This window comes from Streptomyces sp. 7R007, assembly GCF_054850255.1.
In genome coordinates this window covers 107293-130055 of the sequence record NZ_JBTWMV010000004.1, presented here as the reverse complement: position 1 = coordinate 130055, position 22763 = coordinate 107293, and the positions used below count along the sequence as shown (strand labels likewise).

At 71.8% G+C, this 22763-nt stretch carries 22 protein-coding genes and 1 pseudogene; 20 read left to right on the top strand and 3 right to left on the bottom strand.

Going from position 1 to position 22763, the window contains the following annotated elements; translation table 11 throughout:
* Positions 1 to 22: 22 nt before the first annotated feature.
* Positions 23 to 1015, bottom strand: a pseudogene (locus ACYF6T_RS07325) (MFS transporter); the annotation flags it as partial.
* 202 nt (positions 1016 to 1217) lie between these two features.
* On the opposite strand from ACYF6T_RS07325, the gene ACYF6T_RS07320 reads away from it, so the two are divergent.
* From ACYF6T_RS07320 to ACYF6T_RS07225, 20 genes are all read left to right on the top strand, one after another.
* Positions 1218 to 1799 (top strand): TIGR03086 family metal-binding protein, encoded by a 582-nt coding sequence (locus tag ACYF6T_RS07320; protein WP_461694394.1) that lies wholly within the window; start codon positions 1218 to 1220, stop codon positions 1797 to 1799.
* A gap of 74 nt (positions 1800 to 1873) precedes the next feature.
* Complete coding sequence (locus ACYF6T_RS07315; protein ID WP_461694392.1) at positions 1874 to 2623, top strand: MBL fold metallo-hydrolase; 750 nt, start codon at positions 1874 to 1876, stop codon at positions 2621 to 2623.
* Between the two features lie 161 nt (positions 2624 to 2784).
* On the top strand, positions 2785 to 3441 hold the full coding sequence (locus ACYF6T_RS07310; RefSeq protein ID WP_461694390.1) for a GntR family transcriptional regulator: 657 nt from the start codon (positions 2785 to 2787) through the stop codon (positions 3439 to 3441).
* Positions 3438 to 4349 (top strand): dihydrodipicolinate synthase family protein, encoded by a 912-nt coding sequence (locus ACYF6T_RS07305; RefSeq protein ID WP_461694388.1) that lies wholly within the window; start codon positions 3438 to 3440, stop codon positions 4347 to 4349. Before ACYF6T_RS07310 ends, ACYF6T_RS07305 begins: the two co-directional genes overlap by 4 nt.
* Entirely contained in the window at positions 4346 to 6082 is a 1737-nt protein-coding gene (gene araD, locus ACYF6T_RS07300; RefSeq protein WP_461694386.1) for an L-arabinonate dehydratase, read from the top strand. Before ACYF6T_RS07305 ends, araD begins: the two co-directional genes overlap by 4 nt.
* A gap of 55 nt (positions 6083 to 6137) precedes the next feature.
* Positions 6138 to 7073, top strand: coding sequence for a carbohydrate ABC transporter permease (locus ACYF6T_RS07295; protein WP_461694385.1), 936 nt, complete (start codon positions 6138 to 6140; stop codon positions 7071 to 7073).
* The gene (locus ACYF6T_RS07290) at positions 7070 to 7954 is read left to right on the top strand and encodes a carbohydrate ABC transporter permease (RefSeq protein WP_461694384.1); all 885 of its coding nucleotides are present in this window, start codon (positions 7070 to 7072) and stop codon (positions 7952 to 7954) included. Before ACYF6T_RS07295 ends, ACYF6T_RS07290 begins: the two co-directional genes overlap by 4 nt.
* Positions 7951 to 8130 carry a hypothetical protein gene (locus ACYF6T_RS07285; RefSeq protein ID WP_461694382.1) on the top strand — a complete coding sequence of 60 codons (180 nt, stop codon included), beginning with the start codon at positions 7951 to 7953 and terminating at the stop codon, positions 8128 to 8130. Before ACYF6T_RS07290 ends, ACYF6T_RS07285 begins: the two co-directional genes overlap by 4 nt.
* Positions 8127 to 9272, top strand: coding sequence for a Gfo/Idh/MocA family protein (locus ACYF6T_RS07280; protein WP_461694380.1), 1146 nt, complete (start codon positions 8127 to 8129; stop codon positions 9270 to 9272). The genes ACYF6T_RS07285 and ACYF6T_RS07280 overlap by 4 nt, the downstream gene beginning before the upstream one ends.
* Complete coding sequence (locus ACYF6T_RS07275) at positions 9272 to 10117, top strand: DUF6807 domain-containing protein (protein ID WP_461694378.1); 846 nt, start codon at positions 9272 to 9274, stop codon at positions 10115 to 10117. The genes ACYF6T_RS07280 and ACYF6T_RS07275 overlap by 1 nt, the downstream gene beginning before the upstream one ends.
* Complete coding sequence (locus tag ACYF6T_RS07270) at positions 10114 to 11649, top strand: glycoside hydrolase family 43 protein (RefSeq protein WP_461694376.1); 1536 nt, start codon at positions 10114 to 10116, stop codon at positions 11647 to 11649. The genes ACYF6T_RS07275 and ACYF6T_RS07270 overlap by 4 nt, the downstream gene beginning before the upstream one ends.
* A 69-nt stretch (positions 11650 to 11718) precedes the next feature.
* Complete coding sequence (locus tag ACYF6T_RS07265) at positions 11719 to 11934, top strand: hypothetical protein (RefSeq protein ID WP_461694374.1); 216 nt, start codon at positions 11719 to 11721, stop codon at positions 11932 to 11934.
* 49 nt (positions 11935 to 11983) lie between these two features.
* A complete protein-coding gene (locus ACYF6T_RS07260; protein ID WP_461694372.1) occupies positions 11984 to 13321 on the top strand; it encodes an ABC transporter substrate-binding protein in 1338 nt (445 codons plus the stop codon).
* Positions 13322 to 13412: 91 nt separating this feature from the next.
* Positions 13413 to 14189: a rhamnogalacturonan acetylesterase gene (locus ACYF6T_RS07255; RefSeq protein WP_461694370.1), complete on the top strand. Its 777-nt coding sequence runs from the start codon at positions 13413 to 13415 to the stop codon at positions 14187 to 14189.
* A gap of 13 nt (positions 14190 to 14202) precedes the next feature.
* Positions 14203 to 15513 carry a pectate lyase family protein gene (locus tag ACYF6T_RS07250; RefSeq protein ID WP_461694368.1) on the top strand — a complete coding sequence of 437 codons (1311 nt, stop codon included), beginning with the start codon at positions 14203 to 14205 and terminating at the stop codon, positions 15511 to 15513.
* 73 nt (positions 15514 to 15586) lie between these two features.
* The gene (locus ACYF6T_RS07245) at positions 15587 to 16708 is read left to right on the top strand and encodes a pectinesterase family protein (RefSeq protein WP_461694366.1); all 1122 of its coding nucleotides are present in this window, start codon (positions 15587 to 15589) and stop codon (positions 16706 to 16708) included.
* Positions 16709 to 16713: 5 nt separating this feature from the next.
* On the top strand, positions 16714 to 17736 hold the full coding sequence (locus ACYF6T_RS07240; RefSeq protein ID WP_461694767.1) for a pectinesterase family protein: 1023 nt from the start codon (positions 16714 to 16716) through the stop codon (positions 17734 to 17736).
* Complete coding sequence (locus tag ACYF6T_RS07235) at positions 17723 to 18883, top strand: dienelactone hydrolase family protein (protein ID WP_461694364.1); 1161 nt, start codon at positions 17723 to 17725, stop codon at positions 18881 to 18883. Before ACYF6T_RS07240 ends, ACYF6T_RS07235 begins: the two co-directional genes overlap by 14 nt.
* Before the next feature lie 43 nt (positions 18884 to 18926).
* The gene (locus ACYF6T_RS07230) at positions 18927 to 20042 is read left to right on the top strand and encodes a right-handed parallel beta-helix repeat-containing protein (protein WP_461694362.1); all 1116 of its coding nucleotides are present in this window, start codon (positions 18927 to 18929) and stop codon (positions 20040 to 20042) included.
* Between the two features lie 107 nt (positions 20043 to 20149).
* Entirely contained in the window at positions 20150 to 20947 is a 798-nt protein-coding gene (locus ACYF6T_RS07225) for an HAD family acid phosphatase (RefSeq protein ID WP_461694360.1), read from the top strand.
* 318 nt (positions 20948 to 21265) lie between these two features.
* Here ACYF6T_RS07225 and ACYF6T_RS07220 read toward each other — a convergent pair whose 3' ends face one another.
* Entirely contained in the window at positions 21266 to 22108 is an 843-nt protein-coding gene (locus ACYF6T_RS07220; protein ID WP_461694358.1) for a hypothetical protein, read from the bottom strand.
* Entirely contained in the window at positions 22105 to 22671 is a 567-nt protein-coding gene (locus ACYF6T_RS07215; protein WP_461694356.1) for a SigE family RNA polymerase sigma factor, read from the bottom strand. Before ACYF6T_RS07215 ends, ACYF6T_RS07220 begins: the two co-directional genes overlap by 4 nt.
* Positions 22672 to 22763 lie beyond the last annotated feature (92 nt).

Here is a 22763-nt window from a genome sequence, read left to right as displayed (position 1 = left end):
CGCCCGGAGTCTCCCGCTGCACGGCCGTCATCGCGGCGATCAGCACACAGGGCAGCCCCACACCGCTCGCCGCGGCGCAGGCCAGCGCCACCGCGTCGGCCGGCACCGCCCGCCCCGCCACCGCGCACGCCGTCAGGACGATCCCCGCCGCCGCGAACCGGCGCTCGCCCAGCAGCCGCAGGGCCGGGCCGGAGACCACGCCGACCGCCACGGAGCCGGCGCCCTGGACGGCGTACAGCACACCGGCGTAGGCGGGGGAGCGTCCGAGGCCGTCGACGACGGCGTAGAGCAGCGCGCCCGCCAGGCCCGCGCAGAGCATCGTGGCGCCGCCCGCCAGGACCAGCGGCCGCAGCCGGGCGTGCGCCCACACCACGCGCGCGCCCTCGGCCGTCCGCGCCCACCAGCCGCCCGCGGCCGGCACCGGCTCGTCCTCGCGTACCCGCATGAGGACGCACAGCCCGGCCGCGAGGACGAAGGTGGCCGCGTCCAGCAGGGCGACGCTCGGGCCGCCGTACGCCGCGTACAGACCCGCACCCGCGAGCGGTGCCGTCAGCTTCATGCCCTCGTTGGCCGTCATGCGCAGTCCGTTGAAGTCGCCCAGCAGCGACCGGTCGACGGCGGTGGCGACCAGGGCGGCCTCGGCCGCGTCCGCGACGACGCCGGTGGCGCCGTACACGAACAGGACCGTGTAGAGGAGCCACACCCGGCCGGCCGAGTCGACCGTGAGCAGGACGGGCAGGAGCGCGGCCGGCAGGAGGTTGCCGCCGATCAGCAGGGGTCTGCGGCGGACCCGGTCGGCGAGCGTGCCCAGCAGCGGGCCCGCGAGCGTCGGCGCCCACATGGCGAGCAGGCACAGCGCGGCCAGCCCGTCCGAGCCCGTCAGCTCCTTGACCCATACGCCGGATGCCAGCCACAGCGCGGAGGTACCGAAACCGGAGACCACGATCCCGGCCAGGCAGAGCCCCGCGTTGCGGTCCCGCAGGACCCGCACCACCGTCCACGTCGATGTCGTCATGCCCGGCCATCGTGGCTCTAAGGCCCCCGGCCGCAGATCGGGCAGGTGCCTTAGAAACGGCGAGCCGGAGGGCCGAGGCAGGCCGCGAGCCCGGCGCGTCCCCGAGGCGGTGACGCCGGTCGAGGAGGATGCGGCCTGACGGTGCGATGAGTTTCGGGGGCCGCGCCGGTCCACCCCTCAGACCCGACTGTGAGGAGCGCGCATGACCGACACGACCCTGGACTTCGGAGCACAGACCCGCGTCATCGCGCGGCTCGCGGAGGGGGTGCGCGACGAGCAGCTCGCGGACGCGACGCCGTGCCCCGGCTGCGCCGTGCGCAGCATGCTGGGCCACCTGCTCGGCCTGTCCGTCGCCTTCCGCGACGCCGCACGCAAGGACCTGGGCGCCACCACCGCCACCGCCCCGGACGCCGCCGCGTGCGACCTCCCCCCGGGCTGGCGCACCGAGCTGCCGAAGGCCCTCGACGAGCTCGCCGACGCCTGGCGCGACCCGGCCGCCTGGACCGGCACGACCCGGGCCGGCGGCCTGGACCTGCCCGGCGCGGTCGCCGGCGCCGTCGACGAACTGGTGATCCACGGCTGGGACCTGGCCCGCGCCACCGGACAGCCGTACACACCGGACCCGGCCGCGCTGCGGACGTCGTACGACTTCCTGTACGCGGCGGCGAACGACCCGAGCCGGGGCGGCGGGATCTTCGGACCCGTCGTGCCCGTTCCCGACGGCGCGCCGCTGCTCGACCGGGCGGTGGGCCTGAGCGGGCGTGATCCGGGCTGGACGCCGTAGCCGGCGGTACGCGGAAGCCGTAGCCGCGGGTAAACCGGAAGCGGGCCGAGGGCGCGGTCCGTACCCTCCCCACCATGCCCCTCAGCCTCACCGTCCTCGGCACCGCCTCCCCGCATCCGGGGCCGGACCGCCCCTGCTCGGGCCACCTGCTGCGCGGCGGCGGCGCCGAGGTGTGGATCGACGCGGGGCCCGGCACCTTCGCCGAGTTGCAACGGCACACGGACCCCAGCCGCCTCACCGCGATCTGGATCTCCCATCTGCACGCCGACCACACCGCCGACCTGCTCGCCGCCGTCTACGCCTTCGCCCACGGCGGCCTCACCCCGCCCGCCCCGATCCCGGTCTACGCGCCGGCCGGCTGCGCCCACCGGCTGGCGGGGTTCCTCGGCCGGCCGGACGTCCGGTTCCTGGACGGCGTCCTCGCCTTCCACCCCCTGTACGACGGCCACACCGTGCGGCACTGGAACCTCCGGCTCACCGCGCGCGCCGTCGTCCACGACGTCGAGGCGTACGGGCTGCGCGCCGAGTGCCAGGGCAGCGTGCTCGCCTACTCCGGGGACAGCGGGCCGTGCGACGCGCTCGCCGAACTCGCCACCGGCGCCGACCTGTTCCTGTGCGAGGCCGACGCCGACCGGCATCGCGAAGGCGAACAACGCGTCCACCTCACCCCGGAGGACGCCGGCGCCTGCGCGTCCGGCGCGCGCGAACTCCTCCTGACCCACGTCGGACCCGCCCTCACCCGGGACGCGGCGGTGAAGCGCGCCGCCGCCGTCTTCCGCGGACGGACGTCCGCCGCGCGGGAGGGCGACACCCGCACCTTCTGACAAGCGCTTTCCCCGGCAATCCCGATTTCCTCTGCCGGAAGCATTGACGAAACATGCGCCCCCTCCTACCTTCAACGCGTCGTACTTCGTACGTCATATATGAGACGCGATACGCGAGATCAGATACCCGAGATCTGACACGTGACTTCCGAGAGGCGCGCATGACCTCTGTGCCCACGCCGATCCCCTCCCGCACGCAGTACGTGCTGGAGGAGATCAAACGCCGCATCCTCACCGGGCGGTTCACGCCGGGTCAGGCCCTGGTGGAGACCGAACTCGCCGCCCGGTTCGGGGTGTCCAAGACCCCGGTGCGCGAGGCGCTCAAGACCCTGGCCGGGACCGGGCTCGTCGTGATGAGCCAGTACAAGGGCGTCACGGTGCGCATGGTGGACGCGGACATGGCGCGCGAGGTCTACGACGTACGGCTGCTGCTGGAGCCCGAGGCGCTGCGCAGGGCGGTGCGGCGCGGCGCCTCCCTGGACGCCGCCAAGGACGCCCTGACCCGGGCCGACGCCGCCACCGACACCGCCGAACGGTCCCTCGCCAACCGGGAGTTCCACCGCGCCCTGTACCTGCCCTGCGGCAACCCGCTGCTCGGCCGGATGCTCGACGAGGTCCGCGACCAGGCCGCCCTCGTCTCCGCCGTGGCCTGGGCGGCCTCCCCCTCCTGGGACCGGGAGGCCGACGAGCACCGCGAGATCCTGCGACTCGCCCTGGAAGGAGACGCCGACGGCGCCGCGCGCGCCCTCCACTCCCACATCGCGTCGTTCGTGCGGCGCGCGTTCCCCGAGGCGACACAAGAGGAAGGCCAGGAATGAGCAGCGTGACGTTCGAGACCGGTCGGGCGGCGCTGGCCGACGTGGTGGCGATCCCGGTGACCCCGTTCGCCGAGGACGGCTCCGTCGACCAGGACGCCTACCGGGCCCTGCTGCGTCGGCTGCTGGAGGGCGGGGTGCGGATCCTCACCCCGAACGGCAACACAGGGGAGTTCTACGCCCTCACCCCCGACGAGCGGCGCCTGGTCACCGAGATGACCGTCGACGAGGCCGGCGACCGCGCCGCGATCCTGGTCGGCGTCGGCCACGACGTGCCCACCGCCGTGGCCTCCGCCCGGCACGCCCGCGACCTCGGCGCCCAGATGGTCATGGTCCACCAGCCCGTCCACCCGTACGTCTCGCAGGCCGGCTGGGTCGACTACCACCGCGCCATCGCCGAGGCCGTCCCCGAACTCGGCGTCGTGCCCTACATCCGCAACGCCCAGCTCTCCGGCGCCCGCCTCGCCCAGCTCGCCGACGCCTGCCCGAACGTCATCGGCGTCAAGTACGCCGTCCCGGACGCCAACAAGTTCGCCGCCTTCGCCCGGGACGCGGGCCTGGACCGCTTCGTGTGGATCGCCGGGCTCGCCGAGCCCTACGCCCCCTCCTACTTCTCCGCGGGCGCCACCGGTTTCACCTCCGGCCTGGTGAACGTCGCCCCGTCCGTCTCGCTGAACATGATCGAAGCGCTGCGGTCCGGCGACTACCCGGCCGCGATGAAGGTCTGGGAGCAGATCCGCCGCTTCGAGGAACTGCGCGCCGCGAACGGCTCCGCGAACAACGTCACCGTCGTCAAGGAGGCCCTCGCCTCCCTCGGCCTGTGCCGCCGCGACGTGCGCCCGCCGAGCCGGACGCTGCCGGAGGACCAGCGCGCCGAGGTCGCCGCGATCGCCGCGGGGTGGTCGATATGACCGGCAGAGCGCGCCTGAGCCCGGAGGAACTGCGCAGCCACCAGTGGTACGGCACCGAGGGCCAGTTGCGCACCTGGTCGCACAACGCCCGGATGCGCCAGCTCGGTTACGAGGCCGAGGAGTACCGCGGCCGCCCGGTGATCGCCGTCCTCAACACCTGGTCCGACATCAACCCCTGCCACGTCCATCTGCGCGAACGCGCCGAGGCGGTCAAGCGGGGCGTGTGGCAGGCGGGCGGCTTCCCGCTCGAGTTCCCGGTCGCCACGCTCTCGGAGACCTACCAGAAGCCGACCCCCATGCTCTACCGCAACCTGCTCGCGATGGAGACGGAGGAGCTGCTGCGCTCCTACCCGATCGACGCGGCGGTGCTGCTCGGCGGCTGCGACAAGTCGACGCCGGCGCTGCTCATGGGCGCGACCTCGGCCGACGTGCCCGCGCTCTTCGTGCCCGCCGGTCCGATGCTGCCCGGGCACTGGCGCGGGGAGACCCTCGGCTCCGGCACCGACATGTGGAAGTACTGGGACGAGCACCGCGCGGGCAACCTGACCGACTGCGAACTGCGTGAACTCCAGGGCGGGTTGGCGCGTTCGCCCGGTCACTGCATGACCATGGGAACGGCCTCCACGATGACCGCGGCCGCCGAAGCCCTCGGCATGACCCTGCCGGGCGCCTCCTCGATCCCGGCCGTCGACTCGGGTCACGAGCGGATGGCCGCCGCCTCCGGACGCCGGGCCGTGGAGCTCGCCTGGACCGCGCTGAGGCCCTCGGAGATCCTCACCCGCGAGGCCTTCGAGGACGCCGTCACCACGGTGCTCGGGCTCGGCGGCTCCACCAACGCCGTCATCCACCTCATCGCCATGGCCGGCCGGGCGGGCGTCGAGCTCACCCTCGACGACTTCGACCGCATCGCGCGCACCGTGCCGGTGCTGGCCAACGTACGGCCCGGCGGACGGACGTACCTCATGGAGGACTTCCACTTCGCCGGCGGCCTGCCCGCGTTCCTCTCCCGGATCACCGACCTGCTCCACCTCGGCCGGCCCACCGTCAACGGCACGCTGGGCGAGCAGATCGCGGGCGCCGTCGTCCACAACGACGACGTCATCCGCACCCGCGAGAACCCGGTCGCGGGCGAGGGCGGGGTGGCCGTACTGCGCGGCAACCTCTGCCCCGACGGCGCCGTCATCAAGCACATCGCCGCCGAGCCGCACCTGCTCAAGCACACCGGTCCCGCGGTCGTCTTCGACGACTACAAGACCATGCAACGCACCATCGACGACCCCGGGTCGGACATCACCGCCGACAGCGTGCTGGTGCTGCGCAACGCCGGACCCAAGGGCGGCCCCGGCATGCCCGAGTACGGCATGCTGCCGATCCCGGACCACCTGCTCCGACAGGGCGTGCGCGACATGGTCCGGATCTCCGACGCCCGCATGAGCGGCACGAGTTACGGCGCCTGCGTGCTGCACGTCGCGCCCGAGTCGTACGTCGGCGGGCCGCTCGCGCTGGTCCGCAGCGGTGACTCGATCACCCTGGACGTCGAGGCGCGCACGCTCCAGCTCAACGTGGACGACGAGGAGTTGGAGCGCCGGCGGGCGGAGTGGACGCCGCCGCCCACCCGCTACGAGCGCGGCTACGGCGCGCTCTACAACGAGCAGATCACCCAGGCCGACACCGGCTGCGACTTCGAGTTCCTCGCCCGGCCGGGGAAGGCGCCGGACCCTTACGCCGGTTGAGCTCCTTTCCCATGCCCGGTAAGCAAGCGCTTCCTGTACCGAACGGAGAACAGTCATGGCCCAAGCCGCAGCCGTGGCGAAACCGCCCGCGCCACCCCGGCGGCGCCGTGCCTCCGCCACGCCCCGCAGGCTCCCGTACCTGCTGATCGCGCCGGCGGCCCTGCTGATGCTGGGCTTCATCGCCTATCCCGTCCTCAGCGTCTTCTACTACAGCCTGCAGAACTACAACCCGACCAAGCCGTGGCGGAACGGCTACGCGGGCTTCGACAACTTCGTCCAGATCTTCACCAAGGACACCCAGTTCTGGGACACGCTGACCTTCAGCGCCAAATGGGTCGTCGTCGAGGTCGGGTTGCAGCTGCTCTTCGGTCTCGCGCTCGCGCTGATCGTCAACCAGACCTTCGTGGGACGGGCGTTGGGACGCGCCCTGGTCTTCTCCCCGTGGGCCGTCTCCGGCGTGCTGACCTCCGCGATCTGGGTGCTGCTCTACAACTCCCAGACGGGCGTCACCCGTTACCTCGCCGACATGGGCATCGGCTCCTACGGCACCAGCTGGCTCTCCGACACCTCCACCGTCTTCCCGGCGGCGATCGTCGCCGACCTGTGGAGAGGCGTCCCCTTCTTCGCGATCCTCATCCTCGCCGACCTCCAGTCCGTCTCCAAGGACCTGTACGAGGCCGCCGAGGTCGACGGCGCCAGCCGTCTCAAGCAGTTCTGGCACATCACCCTGCCGCACCTGAAGGACGCCATCGTCCTGTCGACGCTGCTGCGCGCGGTGTGGGAGTTCAACAACGTCGACCTGCTCTACACCCTGACCGGCGGCGGACCGGCCGGCGAGACGACCACCCTCCCGCTGTACATCGCCAACACCAGCGTGGACGCCCACAACTTCGGCTACGCCTCCGCCCTGACCACGGTGGCGTTCGTGATCCTGCTCTTCTGCTCGATCGTCTATCTGCGGCTGAGCAAGTTCGGAGGCGACGAGAAGTGATCACCGAGATCGCGCCCGCACCGGAGCGCGTGCAGGCCCAGCCCGCCCGGCCGCGCGGAAAGCGCCGCGCCTGGGACGAGGTCCCCCGCTGGCACATCTACCTCCCTCTCTCGATCTACCTGCTCTTCACGTTGATCCCCTTCTACTGGATCCTGCTCTTCGCCGTGCGCCCGGCGGGCTCGACCTCGCTCGTGCCCTGGCCGATGACCTTCGACCACTTCGAGAAGGTCTGGAACGAGCGGGCGTTCGGCACCTACTTCCAGAACAGCGTCCTCGTCGGCGTCGCCACCCTGGTGATGACGACCCTGGTCGCGCTGGCCGGCGGCTACGCCCTCGCCCGGTTCGACTTCCGGATCAAGAAGGTGTTCATGCTGGCACTGCTGTGCACGCAGTTCGTGCCGGGCGCGCTGCTGCTGGTGCCGCTCTTCGAGATCTTCGCCAACCTGCGGATGATCAACTCCCTCGGCAGCGTCGTCATCGCCGAGACGGTCTTCCAGCTGCCGCTGTCGATGATCCTGATCAGCGGCTTCATCCGGAACGTGCCCTACTCCCTGGAGGAGGCCGCCTGGGTCGACGGCTGCAACCGCTTCACCGCCTTCCGCATCGTCGTCCTGCCGCTGCTGCGGCCCGGGTTGATCGCCGTCGGCTCCTTCGCCTTCGTGCACGCCTGGAACCACTTCCTGTTCGCCCTGATGTTCCTGTCCGACCAGAGCAAGCAGACCATCCCGGTCGGCCTCAACACCCTGATGAGCGCGGACAGCGTCGACCTCGGCGCGCTCGCCGCGGGCGGCATCATCGCGGCCGTCCCCGTCGTGATCGTCTTCGCGTTCATCCAGAAGTGGCTGATCACCGGGTTCAGCGCGGGGGCGGTGAAGGGATGAGAGCCCGTCACCTCCTCGCCGTGACCGCCTTGTCGGGCGTGCCCTGCGTCCCCGCGCCCGCCGACGCCCGAGCCGCCGACGCCGGCTGGACGCCTACCCTGCGCGGAAAGATCGACAGCGCGGCGGTGGTCGACCGGCAGGTGGCGCGCGGCGCGGGCGCGGGGAGGACCCCATGAGCACCGTGGACATCGTCCTGGCGGGCGCGCGCGGCCACGGCCGCTGGCACCTCGACAACATCCGCCGGCTCCAGGACAAGGGCATCGTCCGCCTGGCGGGCATCTGCGAGCTGACCCCGCTCGGCGCCGCCGAGATCCCCGACGGACTCGGCACCCCCGAGCAGTCCGCCGACTTCGGCGCCCTCCTCGACTCCACCGGCGCCCGGATCGCGGTGATCTGCACGCCGATCCCCACGCACACCGACCTCGCGCTGACCGCCGCCGGCAAGGGCGTGCACCTGCTGCTGGAGAAGCCGCCCGCGCCGTCGTACGCCGAGTTCCACCGGATGGCCGACGGGGTCGCCGCGGCCGGCGTCGCCTGCCAGATCGGGTTCCAGTCGCTCGGCTCGCACGCCGTGCCGGCGATCCGCGAGATGATCGCCGAGGGCGCCGTCGGCGAGGTCGTCGGCGTCGGCGGAGCCGGTGCCTGGGCGCGGGCGGAGTCGTACTACCGGCGGGCGCCCTGGGCCGGGAAGCGGCGGCTGAACGGCGTCGACGTGGTCGACGGCGCGCTGACCAACCCGCTCGCCCACGCCGTCGCCACCGGCCTCGCGCTCAACGGCTCCCCGTACGCCGAGGACGTCACCGACGTCGAGCTGGAGCTGCTGCGCGCCAACGACATCGAGTCCGACGACACCTCCTGCGTCCGCGTCTCCACCGCGCAGGGCCGCCAGGTCACCGTCGCCGCGACCCTGTGCGCCGAGCGCCCCGGCGAGCCGTACGTCCTCATCCACGGCACCAGCGGCCGGATCACCTTCTGGTACAAGCAGGACCGCGTCCTGCTCCAGCGGGCCGACCACGGGCCGGAGGAGTACGAGTACGGCCGCACCGACCTGCTGGAGAACCTGGTCGACCACCTCACCGACGGCGACGACCTGCTGGTCACCCCGGATGCGACGGGCGCCTTCATGAAGGTCGTCGAAGCCATCCGGCTGGCCCCCGACCCGGCCCCGCTGCCGCCCGGGGCCTGGCACCCGGTCCCCGCCGAGGACCGCCGGGTCGTGGACGGCATCGACGGGCTGGTCGCGGCCTGCGCCGACACCCTCGCCCTCTACTCCGAGCTGGGCGCCACCTGGGCCCCACCGAAAGAGGTGAGCACCTGATGACGACCGACGACTCGCCGGTCCTGCGTGTCGCGGGCCGCCCGGTCGGCCGCTACGTCACCCGGCCCGACCTCCCGGCCCGGCTCTCGCCGCGCCCCTATCTGCACCCCGTCACCACCCTGGCCGGCACGGCGGTCACCGAGCTCAGCCCCGCCGACCACACCCACCACCTCGGCGTCGGTGTCGCCGTTCCCGACGTCGAGGGGCACAACTTCTGGGGCGGCCGGACCTACGTCCGCGGCCAGGGCCCCACCGAACTGGACAACCACGGCGCGCAGCGCCACCTGTCCTTCCAGCTGCGCGACCCCGACGGCTTCGTGGAGGAACTGCGCTGGGTGGCCTCGGGGGCCGAGCTGCTGCGCGAGCGCCGCACGGTCGCCGCCACCGAACTCGCCGACGCCGCCTGGTCGTTGGACTTCACCTTCTCCCTCACCAACGTGACCCCGGGCCTGCTCTCCCTCGGCAGCCCGGCCACCAACGGGCGCCCGGGCGCCGCGTACGGCGGCTTCTTCTGGCGCGCGCGCAAGGAGCCCGACGCCCCCGACGTCTTCACCCCCGACGGCGAGGGGGAGCCGGAGGTGCACGGCCACCGCGCCGACTGGCTCGCCCTCGCGGGATCCGCCTGGACCCTCGTGTTCGCCGGCGCCACGGACGCCACCCGCCGCGACCCGTGGTTCGTCCGCACCGCCGAATACCCGGGCGTGGGCTCGTCGTTGGCCCACGACGAGCGGCTCCCGATCGAGCCGGGCGAGACGGTCGTACGCCGCGTCGTCACCGTCGTCGCCGACGGGCGGCTGGGCCGGGACGAGGCGGCGGCGCTGGTCCGCAAGGCGGTGAGCCGGTGACGACGTACACCAACCCCGTCCTGAACGCCGACTGGTCCGACCCGGACGTCCTGCGCGTCGGCGACGACTTCTACCTCACCGCCTCCAGCTTCGGCCGCGCCCCGGGCCTGCCCCTGCTGCACTCCCGCGACCTGGTCAACTGGACGCTGGTCGGCCATGCCCTCGAACGCCTGGAGCCGGAAGCGGAGTTCAGGGTGCCGCGGCACGACTGCGGGGTGTGGGCACCGGCGCTGAGGTACCACGACGACCGCTTCTGGATCTTCTGGGGCGACCCCGACCAGGGCATCTTCCAGGTCAACGCCCCTGCGGTGCGCGGGCCTTGGACGCGTCCGCACCTGGTCAAGGCCGGCAAGGGCCTCATCGACCCCTGCCCTCTGTGGGACGAGGAGACGGGCGACGCCTACCTGGTGCACGCCTGGGCCAAGTCCCGTTCGGGGGTGAAGAACCGCCTCACCGGCCACCGGATGCGCCGCGACGGCACCGAAGTCCTCGACGAGGGCAAGCTGATCGTCGACGGGGACCGGATACCGGGCTGGTTCACCCTGGAGGGCCCCAAGCTCTACAAGCACGACGGCTGGTTCTGGATCCTGGCCCCGGCGGGCGGGGTGGAGACCGGCTGGCAGGGCGCCTTCCGCTCGCGCGGCTTCTTCGGGCCGTACGAGGAGAGGATCGTCCTGGAGCAGAAGGACACCGACGTCAACGGGCCCCATCAGGGCGGCTGGGTGCGCACCCCGGCCGGCGAGGACTGGTTCCTGCACTTCCAGCAGCGGGGCGCGTACGGCCGGGTCGTCCACCTCCAGCCGATGCGCTGGGGGAGCGACGGCTGGCCGGTGATCGGCGACGAGGGCGCCCCCGTCGCCGTGCACGAGGCGCCCGCCCTGCCGCCGCAGCCGCCCGCCGCGCCCGCCACCGACGACGACTTCCCCGGCGGGCGCTTCGGCCGCCAGTGGAGCTGGACCGCCAACCCACGGGACGGCTGGGCCACCCAGCACTCCGGCGACGGCCTGCGGCTGACCTGCGTCCGTTCGGAGGACGTCGGTGACCTGCGGAAACTCCCGAACATCCTCACCCAGCGGCTGCCGGGCACCCCGTCGGCCGCCGAGGTGGAGCTGACCCTGCACAGCGAGGAGCCGGGGGCCCGGGCGGGGCTCGCGGTGCTCGGGGACGCCTTCGGCTGGATCGGGCTCCAGCGGGGGAGTGACGGGGCGGTGCACGTGGTGCACCGGTTCGCCGAGGCCGTCGCGGTGGGGGCCCCTCCCGCGCCTTTCGGGCAGTGGGGGAAGGAACGGGATGCCGATCATCCGCGGCTCGCGTCCGAGGGACGCGTGCGGCTGCGGATCGAGATCGGGGCGGGAGCGCGCTGCCGGTTCTTCTACGACACCGGTGCGGGCCCGCGTCCGTCCGGGCCCGTCTTCGCCGCCACCCCCTGGCGCTGGGTCGGCGCCCTGCTGGGGCTGTTCGGGGCCGCGCCCGACGGAACGGGACACGCCGGCGCGGCAACCTTCACGCGCTTCAGGATCGACTCCTTGTAACCCACCCCCCTCGTAGGCCTGTTGGGAGCCGCAATGACGCACCTCCATAGCAAGCGCTTGCCGAGACCGGTGTCGAGACCGGGTCCGGGCCGGGTCCTGGCCGCCGTGATCGGCCTGGTGGCCGCGCTCTGCCTCGGCGCCGTCGGCCAGGCCGGGGCCGCGAGTCCGGCGGGCGCCGCGGTCACCGCGGACCGCCCGCGGCTGAGCGACGACGAGGCGCGGGACCTCACCGTCGCCGACTACCTCAAGGGCAACGACGACTGGGCCCCCCACGGCCGGCACTGACCCCCACACCCTCACATCTCCGTTGGAACCAGAAGAAGAGAGCCGACCAATGAAGAGCAGCATCCGCAGAAGCAGGCGCGCCGCCCTCGCCGTGACCCTGGGCTCCGTGCTCGCCCTGACCGCCACCGCGTGCGGCGACGACGGCAGCGGCAGCGCGGGGGACAAGGGCAACGAGGGTTCCGGCAAGGGGGAGATCACCTTCTGGGACAACAACGGCGGTGTCCGGACCGACATCTGGAAGGAGATCATCTCCGACTTCGAGAAGAAGTACCCGGACATCAAGGTCAAGTACGTCGGCATCCCCGCCGCGAGCGCCCAGTCCAAGTACGACACCGCCATCCAGGGCGGCGGCCTGCCCGACGTCGGCGGTGTCGGCACCGCGATGCTCGCCGAGGTCGCCGTGCAGGGCGCGCTGGAGCCGCTGGACAGCCGGCTGGCGAAGAGCTCGCTGAGCGGCAAGCTCAGCGAGAACCTGCTGGCGAGCAGCAAGGCCGCCGGCGGCGGCGACCAGCTGTACCAGATCCCGACCTCCTCCAACAACGGCACGCTGTGGTACCGCACCGACCTGTTCCAGAAGGCGGGGCTGGAGGCGCCGACGACATGGGACAGGTTCTACACGGCCGCCGACAAGCTCACGAACAAGAGCAAGAACGAGTTCGGGTTCACCATTCGCGGCGGTGAGGGCTCCATCGCGCCGGCGCTGGACGCGGCGTACAGCCAGAGCGGGATCACCTCGTTCTGGAACGGGGACAAGACGACGGTCAACGACCCGAAGAACGTCGCCGCGCTGGAGAAGTACGTCGCCCTGTACAAGAAGGACACCCCGTCCGCCGACGTCAACAACGACTTCACCAAGATGGTCGCCCAGTGGGACAGCGGCACCATCGGCATGCTGAGCCACAACCTCGGCTCCTACCAGGACCACTTGAAGGCGCTGGGCGCGGACAAGTTCCGCGGTCTGCCCAACCCGACGCAGGCCGACGGCACGCGCGTGCAGGTCTCCAACCCGGTCGACGGGCTGAGCCTGTTCAAGTCCAGCAAGAACAAGGCGGCCGCCTGGAAGTTCATCGAGTTCGCCGTCTCGCACGAGGAGAACTCGAAGTTCAACGAGTCGGCGGGGCAGATTCCCGCCAACACGGAGGCGGCGCAGGACGCGTGGATCCAGAAGGCCGAGCCGGCGAAGCTGGCGGCCGAGGCGCTCAACGGCAACGGCACGAAGATCGTGCAGCTGCCGTACTACCTGCCGGACTGGAACACCATCTCCAAGGCCGACAACGAGCCGAACTTCCAGAAGGTGCTGCTCGGGAAGATGAGCGTGAAGGACTTCCTGGACACGTTGGCCGATCAGCTGAACAAGGCGCAGGCGGACTGGAAGAAGAACCACTGATTCGCGCGGTTCCGGTCGTGGGGGACTGCCGGGCGGTCCGTGGCCGGTCGCGCAGTTCCCCGCGCCCCTCAGCCTGGAAAGGTGAACGATCTTGTCGCTGACCCGTAGACAGGTCACCGCTGCCGCGGTGGGTGTCGTCCCGCTCGTCGGGCGTTCCCCCCGGGAAAAGCAGCGCACGCTCCACATCGCCGGTGATTCCACCGCCGCCCGGAAATACGCCGACGCGGCCCCCGAGACCGGGTGGGGAATGGCGCTCCCCTTCTTCCTGCGCGAAGCAGTCGCCGTCTCCAACCAGGCGGTGAACGGCCGGAGTTCGAAGAGTTTCGTGGACGAGGGACGGCTCGACGCGATACTCGCCGTGATACGGCCGCACGATCTGCTCGTCGTCCAGTTCGCGCACAACGACGAGAAGAGCGAGGACCCCACCCGGTACACCGAGCCCTGGACGACGTACCAGGACTATCTGCGGCTCTACATCGAGGGCGCCCGCGCCCACGGTGCCCGGCCGGTGCTCGCCACCCCCGTCGAGCGGCGGCGCTTCGACGCGGACGGCAACGCCGTGCCGACCCACGGCGACTATCCGGCGGCGATGCGGGCCCTGGCCCGGGAGGAGCGCGTGGCGCTGCTCGACATCGAGGCGCTGTCGCTGGCGCTGTGGCAGTCGCTCGGGGCCGAGGCGACCAAGACGTACTTCAACTGGACGGACACCGAGCAGGACAACACGCACTTCAACCCGCCGGGGGCCATCGCCGTGGCCCGGCTCGTGGCGCAGGAGCTGCTGCGCACCCGGGTGCTGGCCCGGCACGACGTCATCCGGCTGCACGAGGACATTCCCACCTCGTGGATCACCTGGCCACCCGCAAGCTGAGGAGACCCGTACAGTGCGCACACAGAAATGTCATGGACGTGTCATAGCAACGGTCGTGGGCTGCACCGCCCTCGTCCTGGCGGTCACCGGGACCGCCCAGGCCGCCCACCGGCCCTCCGCGGACCGGCAGGTACTGCCCGCGAACGACGGCTGGGCCGCCGCCGGCACCGGCACGACCGGCGGCTCGGCCGCCGACGCCGCGCACGTCTACACCGTCACCGACTGGGACGGCTTCAAGGCCGCCCTGGCGGCCGGCGGCACCGCACCGAAGATCATCAGGGTGAAGGGCACCATCGACGCGGACGGACCGGGCTGCGACGCGTTCGCGGTGGCCGGGTACGACTTCGACACCTACCTGAAGACCTACGACCCCGCCGTCTGGGGCCGTGACAAGAACCTGGACGCCGAGCCCGACGACAGCCCCGAGGGCCTGCGCCGCGCCTCCCAGGACAACCAGGACGAGTACATCAAGGCGTACGTCCCCGCCAACACCACGATCATCGGCGTCGGCAAGAACGCCGGCTTCCGCGGCGCCAGCCTCCAGATCAAGGCCGTCGACAACGTCATCGTCCGCAACCTGGCCTTCGAGAGCCCCCTCGACTGCTTCCCGCAGTGGGACCCGACCGACACCGCCGACGGCAACTGGAACTCCGAGTACGACAGCGTCGACATCTACGGCGCCACGCACGTCTGGATGGACCACGACACCTTCACCGACGGCGACCACCCGGACAGCACGCTGCCCTCCTACTACGGCCGCATCTACCAGCAGCACGACGGCGAGATGGACATCGTCAAGGGCGCCGACTACGTCACCGCCTCCTGGAACGTCTTCGAGAACCACGACAAGACGATCCTCATCGGCAACAGCGACAGCGCCTCGACGGCCGCCGTCGACCGCGGGCATTTGAAGGTGACCTTCCACCACAACCTGTTCTCCAACCTGGTGGAGCGCGCGCCGCGGGTCCGGTTCGGACAGGTCGACTCCTACAACAACCACTTCGTCGCCGGGGACGGCTACGGCTACAGCTACGGCATCGGCATGGAGTCCCAACTCGTCGCCGAGCACAACGCGTTCACGCTGCCCGACGGCGTCTCGGCCGGCTCGATCCTGAAGAAGTGGAAGGAAGCGCCGCTCACCGCCGACGACAACTACGTCAACGGCGAGCCGACCGACCTCATCGCCGTCCACAACGCCGAAGTGCCCACCGAGATCCTCCAGTCGGGCGCCGGCTGGACGCCCGCCCTGCGCACCAGGGTCGACCCCGCCACGGCGGTCCCCGGGATCGTCGACCACCGCGCCGGCGCCGGCCGCCTGGGCTGACGCCCCCGCACGGCCGGGGTTCCCCACGCCCCGGCCGCCCCTCTCCTGAGCCGCACTGCGAAGGAACACCCGTATGCCCTCGCCTCACCTCCCCCTGTCCAGAAGAGGTCTCCTCGCCGCGAGCGCCGGGACGCTCGCCGCCCTGGGCCTCGCCTCCGCCCCCGCCCGCGCCGCCGACCGCGCGCGCCCCTTCGGCCGGTACGGTTCCCCGGACCGCCGCCGCACCCCGCAGACCCTGTACGTCGACCCGCTCGGCCGCGGCGACTTCACCACCGTCCAGGCCGCGGTGACCGCCGCCGCCGGCACCGGCTGGACGCTGGTCCTCGCCCCCGGCACCTACCGGGAGACGGTCCTGTCGGACGCCACCCGCACCGAGGCCACCTGGATCGGCGCCTCGGAGGACCCCCGGGACGTCGTGATCGTCTACGACCACGCCAACGGCACCCCCAAACCCGGCGGCGGCACCTACGGCACCACCGGCTCCGCCACCACCACCGTGCAGGGCGACGGCTTCACCGCCCGCTGGATCACCTTCGCCAACGACTGGCTGCGCGCCGACCACCCCGACATCACCGGCACCCAGGCGGTGGCCATCAAGGTGCAGGGCGACCGCAGCGCCTTCACGCACTGCCGCTTCCTCGGCCACCAGGACACCCTGTACGCCGACTCGACGGCGCTCGGCACGTTCGCCCGCCAGTACTTCGCGCACTGCTACGTCGAGGGCGACGTCGACTTCGTCTTCGGGCGGGCGACCGCGGTCTACGAGCACTGCCACTTCCGCACCCTGAACCGCACCGACCTGGCCGCCGCCCCCTACGGCTTCGTCTTCGCGCCCTCCACGGCCGCCGCCAACCCGCACGGCTACCTGGTGACCAGGTGCCGGGTGAGCAGCGAGGCCCCCGACGGCTGTTACAAGCTGGCCCGCCCCTGGGTCCCCGGCTCCGACCCCACCGCCCGCCCCATGCTCACGGTCCGCGAGACCTGGCTCGGCCCCGGCATCGACGCCGTCGCCCCCTACGCCAACATGTCGGACACCTACCCCTGGCAGAACCAGCGGTTCGCCGAGTACCGCGACACCGGACCGGGCGCCGTCGTCACCGTCCCCGAGAACCGGCCGCAACTGAGCGACGCGGAGGCCGAGTCGGCGACCCGCGAGGTCCACCTCGGCGACTGGACCCCCTGGAAGGAGTGCTGACCGTGCTGTCCCGACGCGCACTCCTGGCCGCCGGCGGCCTGCTCGCCCTGTCGGCCACCCCGGCCCGCGCCCTCGACCGCCGTGTCCTGCACGTGCGCCCCGGCGACTCCGTCCAGGCGGCCGTGGACGCGGTGGACGGGCCCGGCCGGACGATCGTCGTGCACCCGGGGACGTACCGCGAGGTCGTCAACGTCCCCGCCTCGGCAGCCGAGTTGACGATCCGCGGTGCCGTCCGCGATCCGCGGGCCGCCGTCATCGTCTACGACCACGCCAACGGCACGAAGAAACCCGACGGCACCACCTACGGCACGGCCGGCTCGGCCACCTTCACCTCCGCGGCGCCGGGTCTCACCGTCCGCGACCTGACCCTCGCCAACGACTGGCTGCGCGCCGATCATCCGGACATCACCGGCACGCAGGCGGTGGCCGCGTACACCTACGGCGACCGCACGCACTTCGACAACGTCCGGCTGCTGGCCCACCAGGACACCCTCTTCGTCGACACGACCGCGCTCGACGCCTTCGACCGGCAGTACTTCCACCGCTGCCACATCGAGGGCGACGTCGACTTCGTCTTCGGGCGGGCGCGGGCGGTCTTCGACGCCTGCCGCTTCCACACCCTCCAGCGGGACGTCGACTTCACCCCCAAGGGCATGGTCTTCGCCCCCTCCACCGCCCGTGCCAACCCCTACGGCATCCTCGCCGTCCGCTCCCGGATCACCTCCGCCGCCGAGGACGCGGCGTACAAGCTGGCCCGGCCCTGGGTGCCGTCGTACGAGACGACCGCCTGGCCCTCGGTCGTCGTCCGGGACACCTGGATCGGGCCCGGGATCGACCCCGTGGCGCCCTACACCAACATGCGGGACGCCTATCCCTGGCAGACCATGCGCTTTCGCGAGTACCGCAACTCCGGTCCCGGCGCGGCGATCCCGGTGCCGGAGAACCGGCCTCAGCTGACCACCGAGGAGGCGGCGGAGCACACCCCGCGGACCTATCTCGGCGACTGGAGGCCGTATGAACGTCCGTGACCCGCTGGGGCGCCGTGCGTTCGTGGCCGGAGCGGGGGCCGCGCTGATGGCCGGGTCGGTGGCCGCCGGCAGCGCGCAGGCCGCGGTGGTCGACGGGCCGCTGCCCGACTTCCACCCGGCACTCAAGGACGAGCTGGACTTCCCCCTCGCGTGGGGACGTTCGCCCCTCCGCGACTTCTCCGCCTGGCGCCGGGCCGCCCGCGCCAAGGTCGAGGAGCTGCTGCTCGTCGGACGGCAGGACGGGACGCCGTACGCCCCGGAGTTCGGCGCGCGCTCGGAAGGCGACGGCTACACGAGGGAGTTGGTCACCCTCTCCCTCACCCGCTACGAACGCGTCCGCGCCGCCCTCCTCACCCCGCACGGCACCGGGCCCTTCCCGGCCGTCCTGCTCCTGCACGACCACGGCGCCAAGTTCGACATCGGCAAGGAGAAACTGGTCCGGCCCTGGTACGACGACACCCGGCTCGCCTCCGCCGAGGCGTGGGCGCAGAAGTACTTCAGCGGACGGTTCGTCGGCGACGAGCTGGCCCGGCGCGGCTACGTGGTGCTGTGCGCGGACGCGCTCGGCTGGGGCGACCGCGGACCCGTGGCCTACGACCAGCAGCAGGCCCTGGCCTCCAACTTCTACAACCTCGGCTCCTCCCTGGCCGGCCTGACCGCCCGCGAGGACGCCCGCGCGGCCGGTTTCCTCGCCGGGCTCGACCGGGTGGACCGGCGGCGGGTCGCGGCCGTCGGGTTCTCGATGGGCGCCTTCCGCGCCTGGCAGACGGCCGCCCTCACCGACGACGTCGCCGCGACGGCGGCCGTCTGCTGGATGACCGGCCTGAAGCAGATGATGGTGCCCGGCAACAACACGCTGCGCGGGCAGTCCTCGTACTACATGCTCCACCCCGGGCTGCCCCGGTTCCTCGACTTCCCCGACGTGGCGAGCATCGCCGCACCCAGGCCGATGCTGTTCTTCAACGGCGGGCTCGACCCGCTGTTCCCCGCCGACGGCGTCAGCGCCGCCCACGACCGGCTGCGTGCCGTCTGGCGCTCCCGTCACGCCGAGGAGCGGCTGCACCTGAAGACCTGGCCCGACCTCGGCCATGTCTTCGTCGACCGCATGCAGGACGAGGTCCTCGACTGGCTCGACTCCGTCCTGTGATCCCCCCATCCCCTTCCCCGCACGACGAAAGGACCCGCACTCCATGTCTCGTCGTACCGTTCTCTCCGCCCTGTCGGCGCTCGCCCTCGGCGCCGGTCTCGCCGTCGTCCTGCCCGCCCAGGCGCACGCGGCCACCGTGGTCGTCAGCAACTCGACCGACCTGACCAACGCCGTCAAGAACGCCACCGCCGGCACGGTCATCCAGGTCCGCGGCGGCACCTACTACCCGACGGCCACCCTCCAGTCCACGGCCAACGGCACCTCCTCCGCACCGATCACGCTCACCGCGTACGGTTCGGAGACCGTGAAGATCGACGGCTCCTCGCTGCCCTCCGGGTCCTGGATCTTCAAGCTGACGGCGGACTACTGGAACGTCTCCAGCATCACCTTCCAGAACTCCCCGGACAGCGCGGTGGTCTGCCAGTCGTGCACCGGCACCACCTGGAACAACATCAAGACCATCAACGGCGGCGACTCCGGCTTCACGCTCACCGGTGACGGCACGGTCAACAACACCGTGAAGAACCTGGACAGTTACGGCAACTACGACGCCGCCACCCACGGCCAGAACGCCGACGGGGTCGCCATCAAGTTCGGCTCCGGCACCGGCAACCTCGTCACCGGCGCCCGGCTCTACAACAACTCGGACGACGGCATCGACCTGTGGTCCTTCTCCTCGCCGGTGACCGTCGAGCACACCTGGTCCTTCGGCAACGGCGTCAACCGCTGGGGCGACTCCGCCTTCGAGGGCAACGGCAACGGCTACAAGCTGGGCGGCAACGGGGTGACCGTGGCGCACGTCGTCAACAACTCCGCCGCGTGGGGCAACGCCGGCAACGGCTTCACGGAGAACTCCAACACCGGCGCCCTCGTCATCAACCGCACCACCGCCTACGCCAACGGCGGCTGGGGGTACTACTTCGCCACCAGCGCGGCCCGCCTCGGCAAGAACCTCGCCGTGAGCAACGGGTCGGGCCTGGTCAGCAAGGGCTCCTCGGTCGTCTCGCAGGGCAACAACTGGGACAGCGGGATCAGCACGCCCGCCTTCAAGTCCACGGACGCCTCCTCGACGTACAACGCCCGCCAGTCGGACGGCTCGCTGCCGGTGACGACGTTCCTGACGACCGGCAGTACCACCATCGGCGCCACGATGAACTAATCGGAACCGGCCATTCAGGGTGCTTGACCCGTTTTTTGCCCGCCGAGGAGATATCGATCGGGCAACGGGTCTCGCGCCCGCCGGGGTGACGCGCGTAGAAACCTGTCATGCATAAGCCACTGCGTATCGCGGCCATCGCCGCAGCGTGCTCGCTCGCCGGCGCCGCCCTCTACGGCGCCGGCGCGGCCACGGCCGGCCAGTCCACGGCCGACTCGACCCACGAGCCGTACAACATCGGCCTCCTGGTCAAGGACATCGACACCTACTACGGCACCACGGCCGACGCGGACGGCGTGTACCAGGCGTCCCCGGACAGCCCGTACGCCAAGGACCTGGCGGCCATCGACGCCGCCGCCCGCAAGTACATCGACCAGGCGGCCCGCAAGGCGCACCACCGGGGCGAGAAGCCCGCGGTCGTCTTCGACATCGACGACACGCTGCTGCTCAGCCTCGACTACGAGAAGCGCTACAACTACACCTACAACTCGACCACCTGGGCCGACTACGTCAACCGGGCCGACCGTCCGGGCGTCTTCGGCAGCGCCGAGCTGGTGCGGTACGCGGAGAAGAAGGGCGTCGAGGTCTTCTACAACTCCGGCCTGAGCGAGGCCCAGCGCACCGCCGCCGTGGAGAACCTGAAGAAGATCGGCGCCGACGTGAACCTCGACGCCGCCCACATGTTCCTCAAGGACAAGGCCAACCCGCCGTCCTACCTGAGCTCCTGCGCCACCCCGGGCACCTGGAACTGCACCACCGTGCAGTACAAGGCGGGCACGCGCGAGCACATCGAGGACGACCTCGGGTACGACATCGTCGCCAACTTCGGCGACCAGTACTCGGACCTGGACGGCGGCTACGCCGACCGGACGTACAAGCTGCCGAACCCGACGTACTTCGTCAGCTGACGCCCCGCACCAGGGCGATCGACTCCGGGGTCGGCGCGACCGGCTGAAGGGTACCGTCCGCGGCGAACCACAGCCGGTCGCTGCCGAACGCGCGACCCGCCGAAACCTCACCACGGGCTCGACCGCCGTCGGGGCGACGATGGACTGGGCCGCCGGACGAGGAGAACGCCCCGCCGGTCGTCACCGGCGGGGCGTTGTGCTGCTGGCCGAGGGGGGCTCAGGCCAGCAGGTCCCTGCACGGGAAAGGACGCCGCAAGGGGACGTGTGGTTGTCTCCGCGGCAGGAATCCGTGGGGAGCCGGGGCTCACCGGTGCGCGGTCAGGAGGCGCCCTCGTCGCTCGTGTCGGCGGCGAAGTCGCCGCCCACCGCGCGCTGTTCGCCGTCCGCCGTGCCCGTGATCGTGTAACGGTCGCCCTTCGCGTCCCGGCCGCCGCGCTCGTGGTTGTACTGCCCGGCGAACACCCACTCGCCCTTGGCGACCGTACGGCCCGCCTTGAGCGCCCACGTGTAGACCAGGAAGCCGTCCCGCTCGCCGACCGTGAGGTCGAAGTCCTGCTCCGGCAGCGACCGCCAGGCGCCCGTGCTGCTCACCCCACCGGTCTCGGCGATCTTCAACTGCACGGTGAGCGAGGTCAGTTGCTCGCTCGTCTTGAGCGTGACGTTGCTCTGCGCCCAGAAGTCGTTGCTGTGCGGGTCCACCGCGCCGTCCGACCACAGCGGGCCGTCCTGCTCGCCGTCGGCGGACGGCGGCACGGAGCCGGAGGCCTTCGCGGAGGACGTCGGCGTGCCGGACGCCTGATGCGTCTCGGGCGCCCGGCTGGGCGTGGAGGCCACCGGCGGCACGGACGCCCGGCTGGTCGCCTCCGGCGTCGGCGTGGGGGAGACCGCGACCGTCTGCTCGCGCTGCGGCGGGTCGTCCTGCCGCACCGCCGAGGCCACCGCGTACCCGCCGACCGCCAGCATGCCCGCCACCGCGGCCGTGGCGCCCACCACCCGCGCCCAGCCCCACACCGGCGGGCGCGTCGCCCGGTGGTCGGCGCGCTCCTGCCCGGCCATGCCCCGCTCGATGCGGGCCAGCATCCTGGCCCGGTCCGGCTCGTGCGCCTCGGCCGCCTGGTGCAGCCGGGCGCGCAGCTCGTCGTGCACGTCCTGCCGCCTCATCGGTCCGTTCCTCCGGTCTCGCCGCCGCGCGCCATCGCCGCGTGCACCTTCTGCGGCACGCCCTGCTCGCCGAGGATCCTCTGCAACTCGGCCATCGCCTTGGACGTCTGGGACTTCACCGTACCCACGGAAACACCCAGGGCGAGCGCGGTCTCCTTCTCCGACAGGTCGAACGCGTGCCGCAGCACGACACACGCCCGTTTGCGGAACGGCAGTCTGCGCAGCGCCTCCTGGACGTCGACGACACCCGCTATGTCGGGGTTCTCCGTCTCCTCCTCGCGCTGCGACCAGAACAGGGAGACGCGCCGGCGTTCGCGCACGGCGCTGCGGATGCGGGTGCGGGCCAGGTTGGCGACGACGCCGCGGGCGTAGGCGACCGGGTGGTCGGCGGCGCGCACCCGGTCCCAGCGGTGCCACAGGGCGAGCAGGGCGTCCGCCGCGAGATCGTCGGCGGCGTCCGCCTCGCCCGTCAACAGGTGCGCGAGCCGCGCGAGTTCCGCGTAGTGCCGCTCGAAGAAGGCATGGAACTCCACGGAGGCTGCGTCGTCGACGACCGTGCCCACGGGCGACCTCTCTGTGCGTGTGGCAGTGACCAACTGCCGTGTTCGTACGGGGCTTCGAACGCAGTCTGGCCCTTCGGCCCCGATTCCGTAAC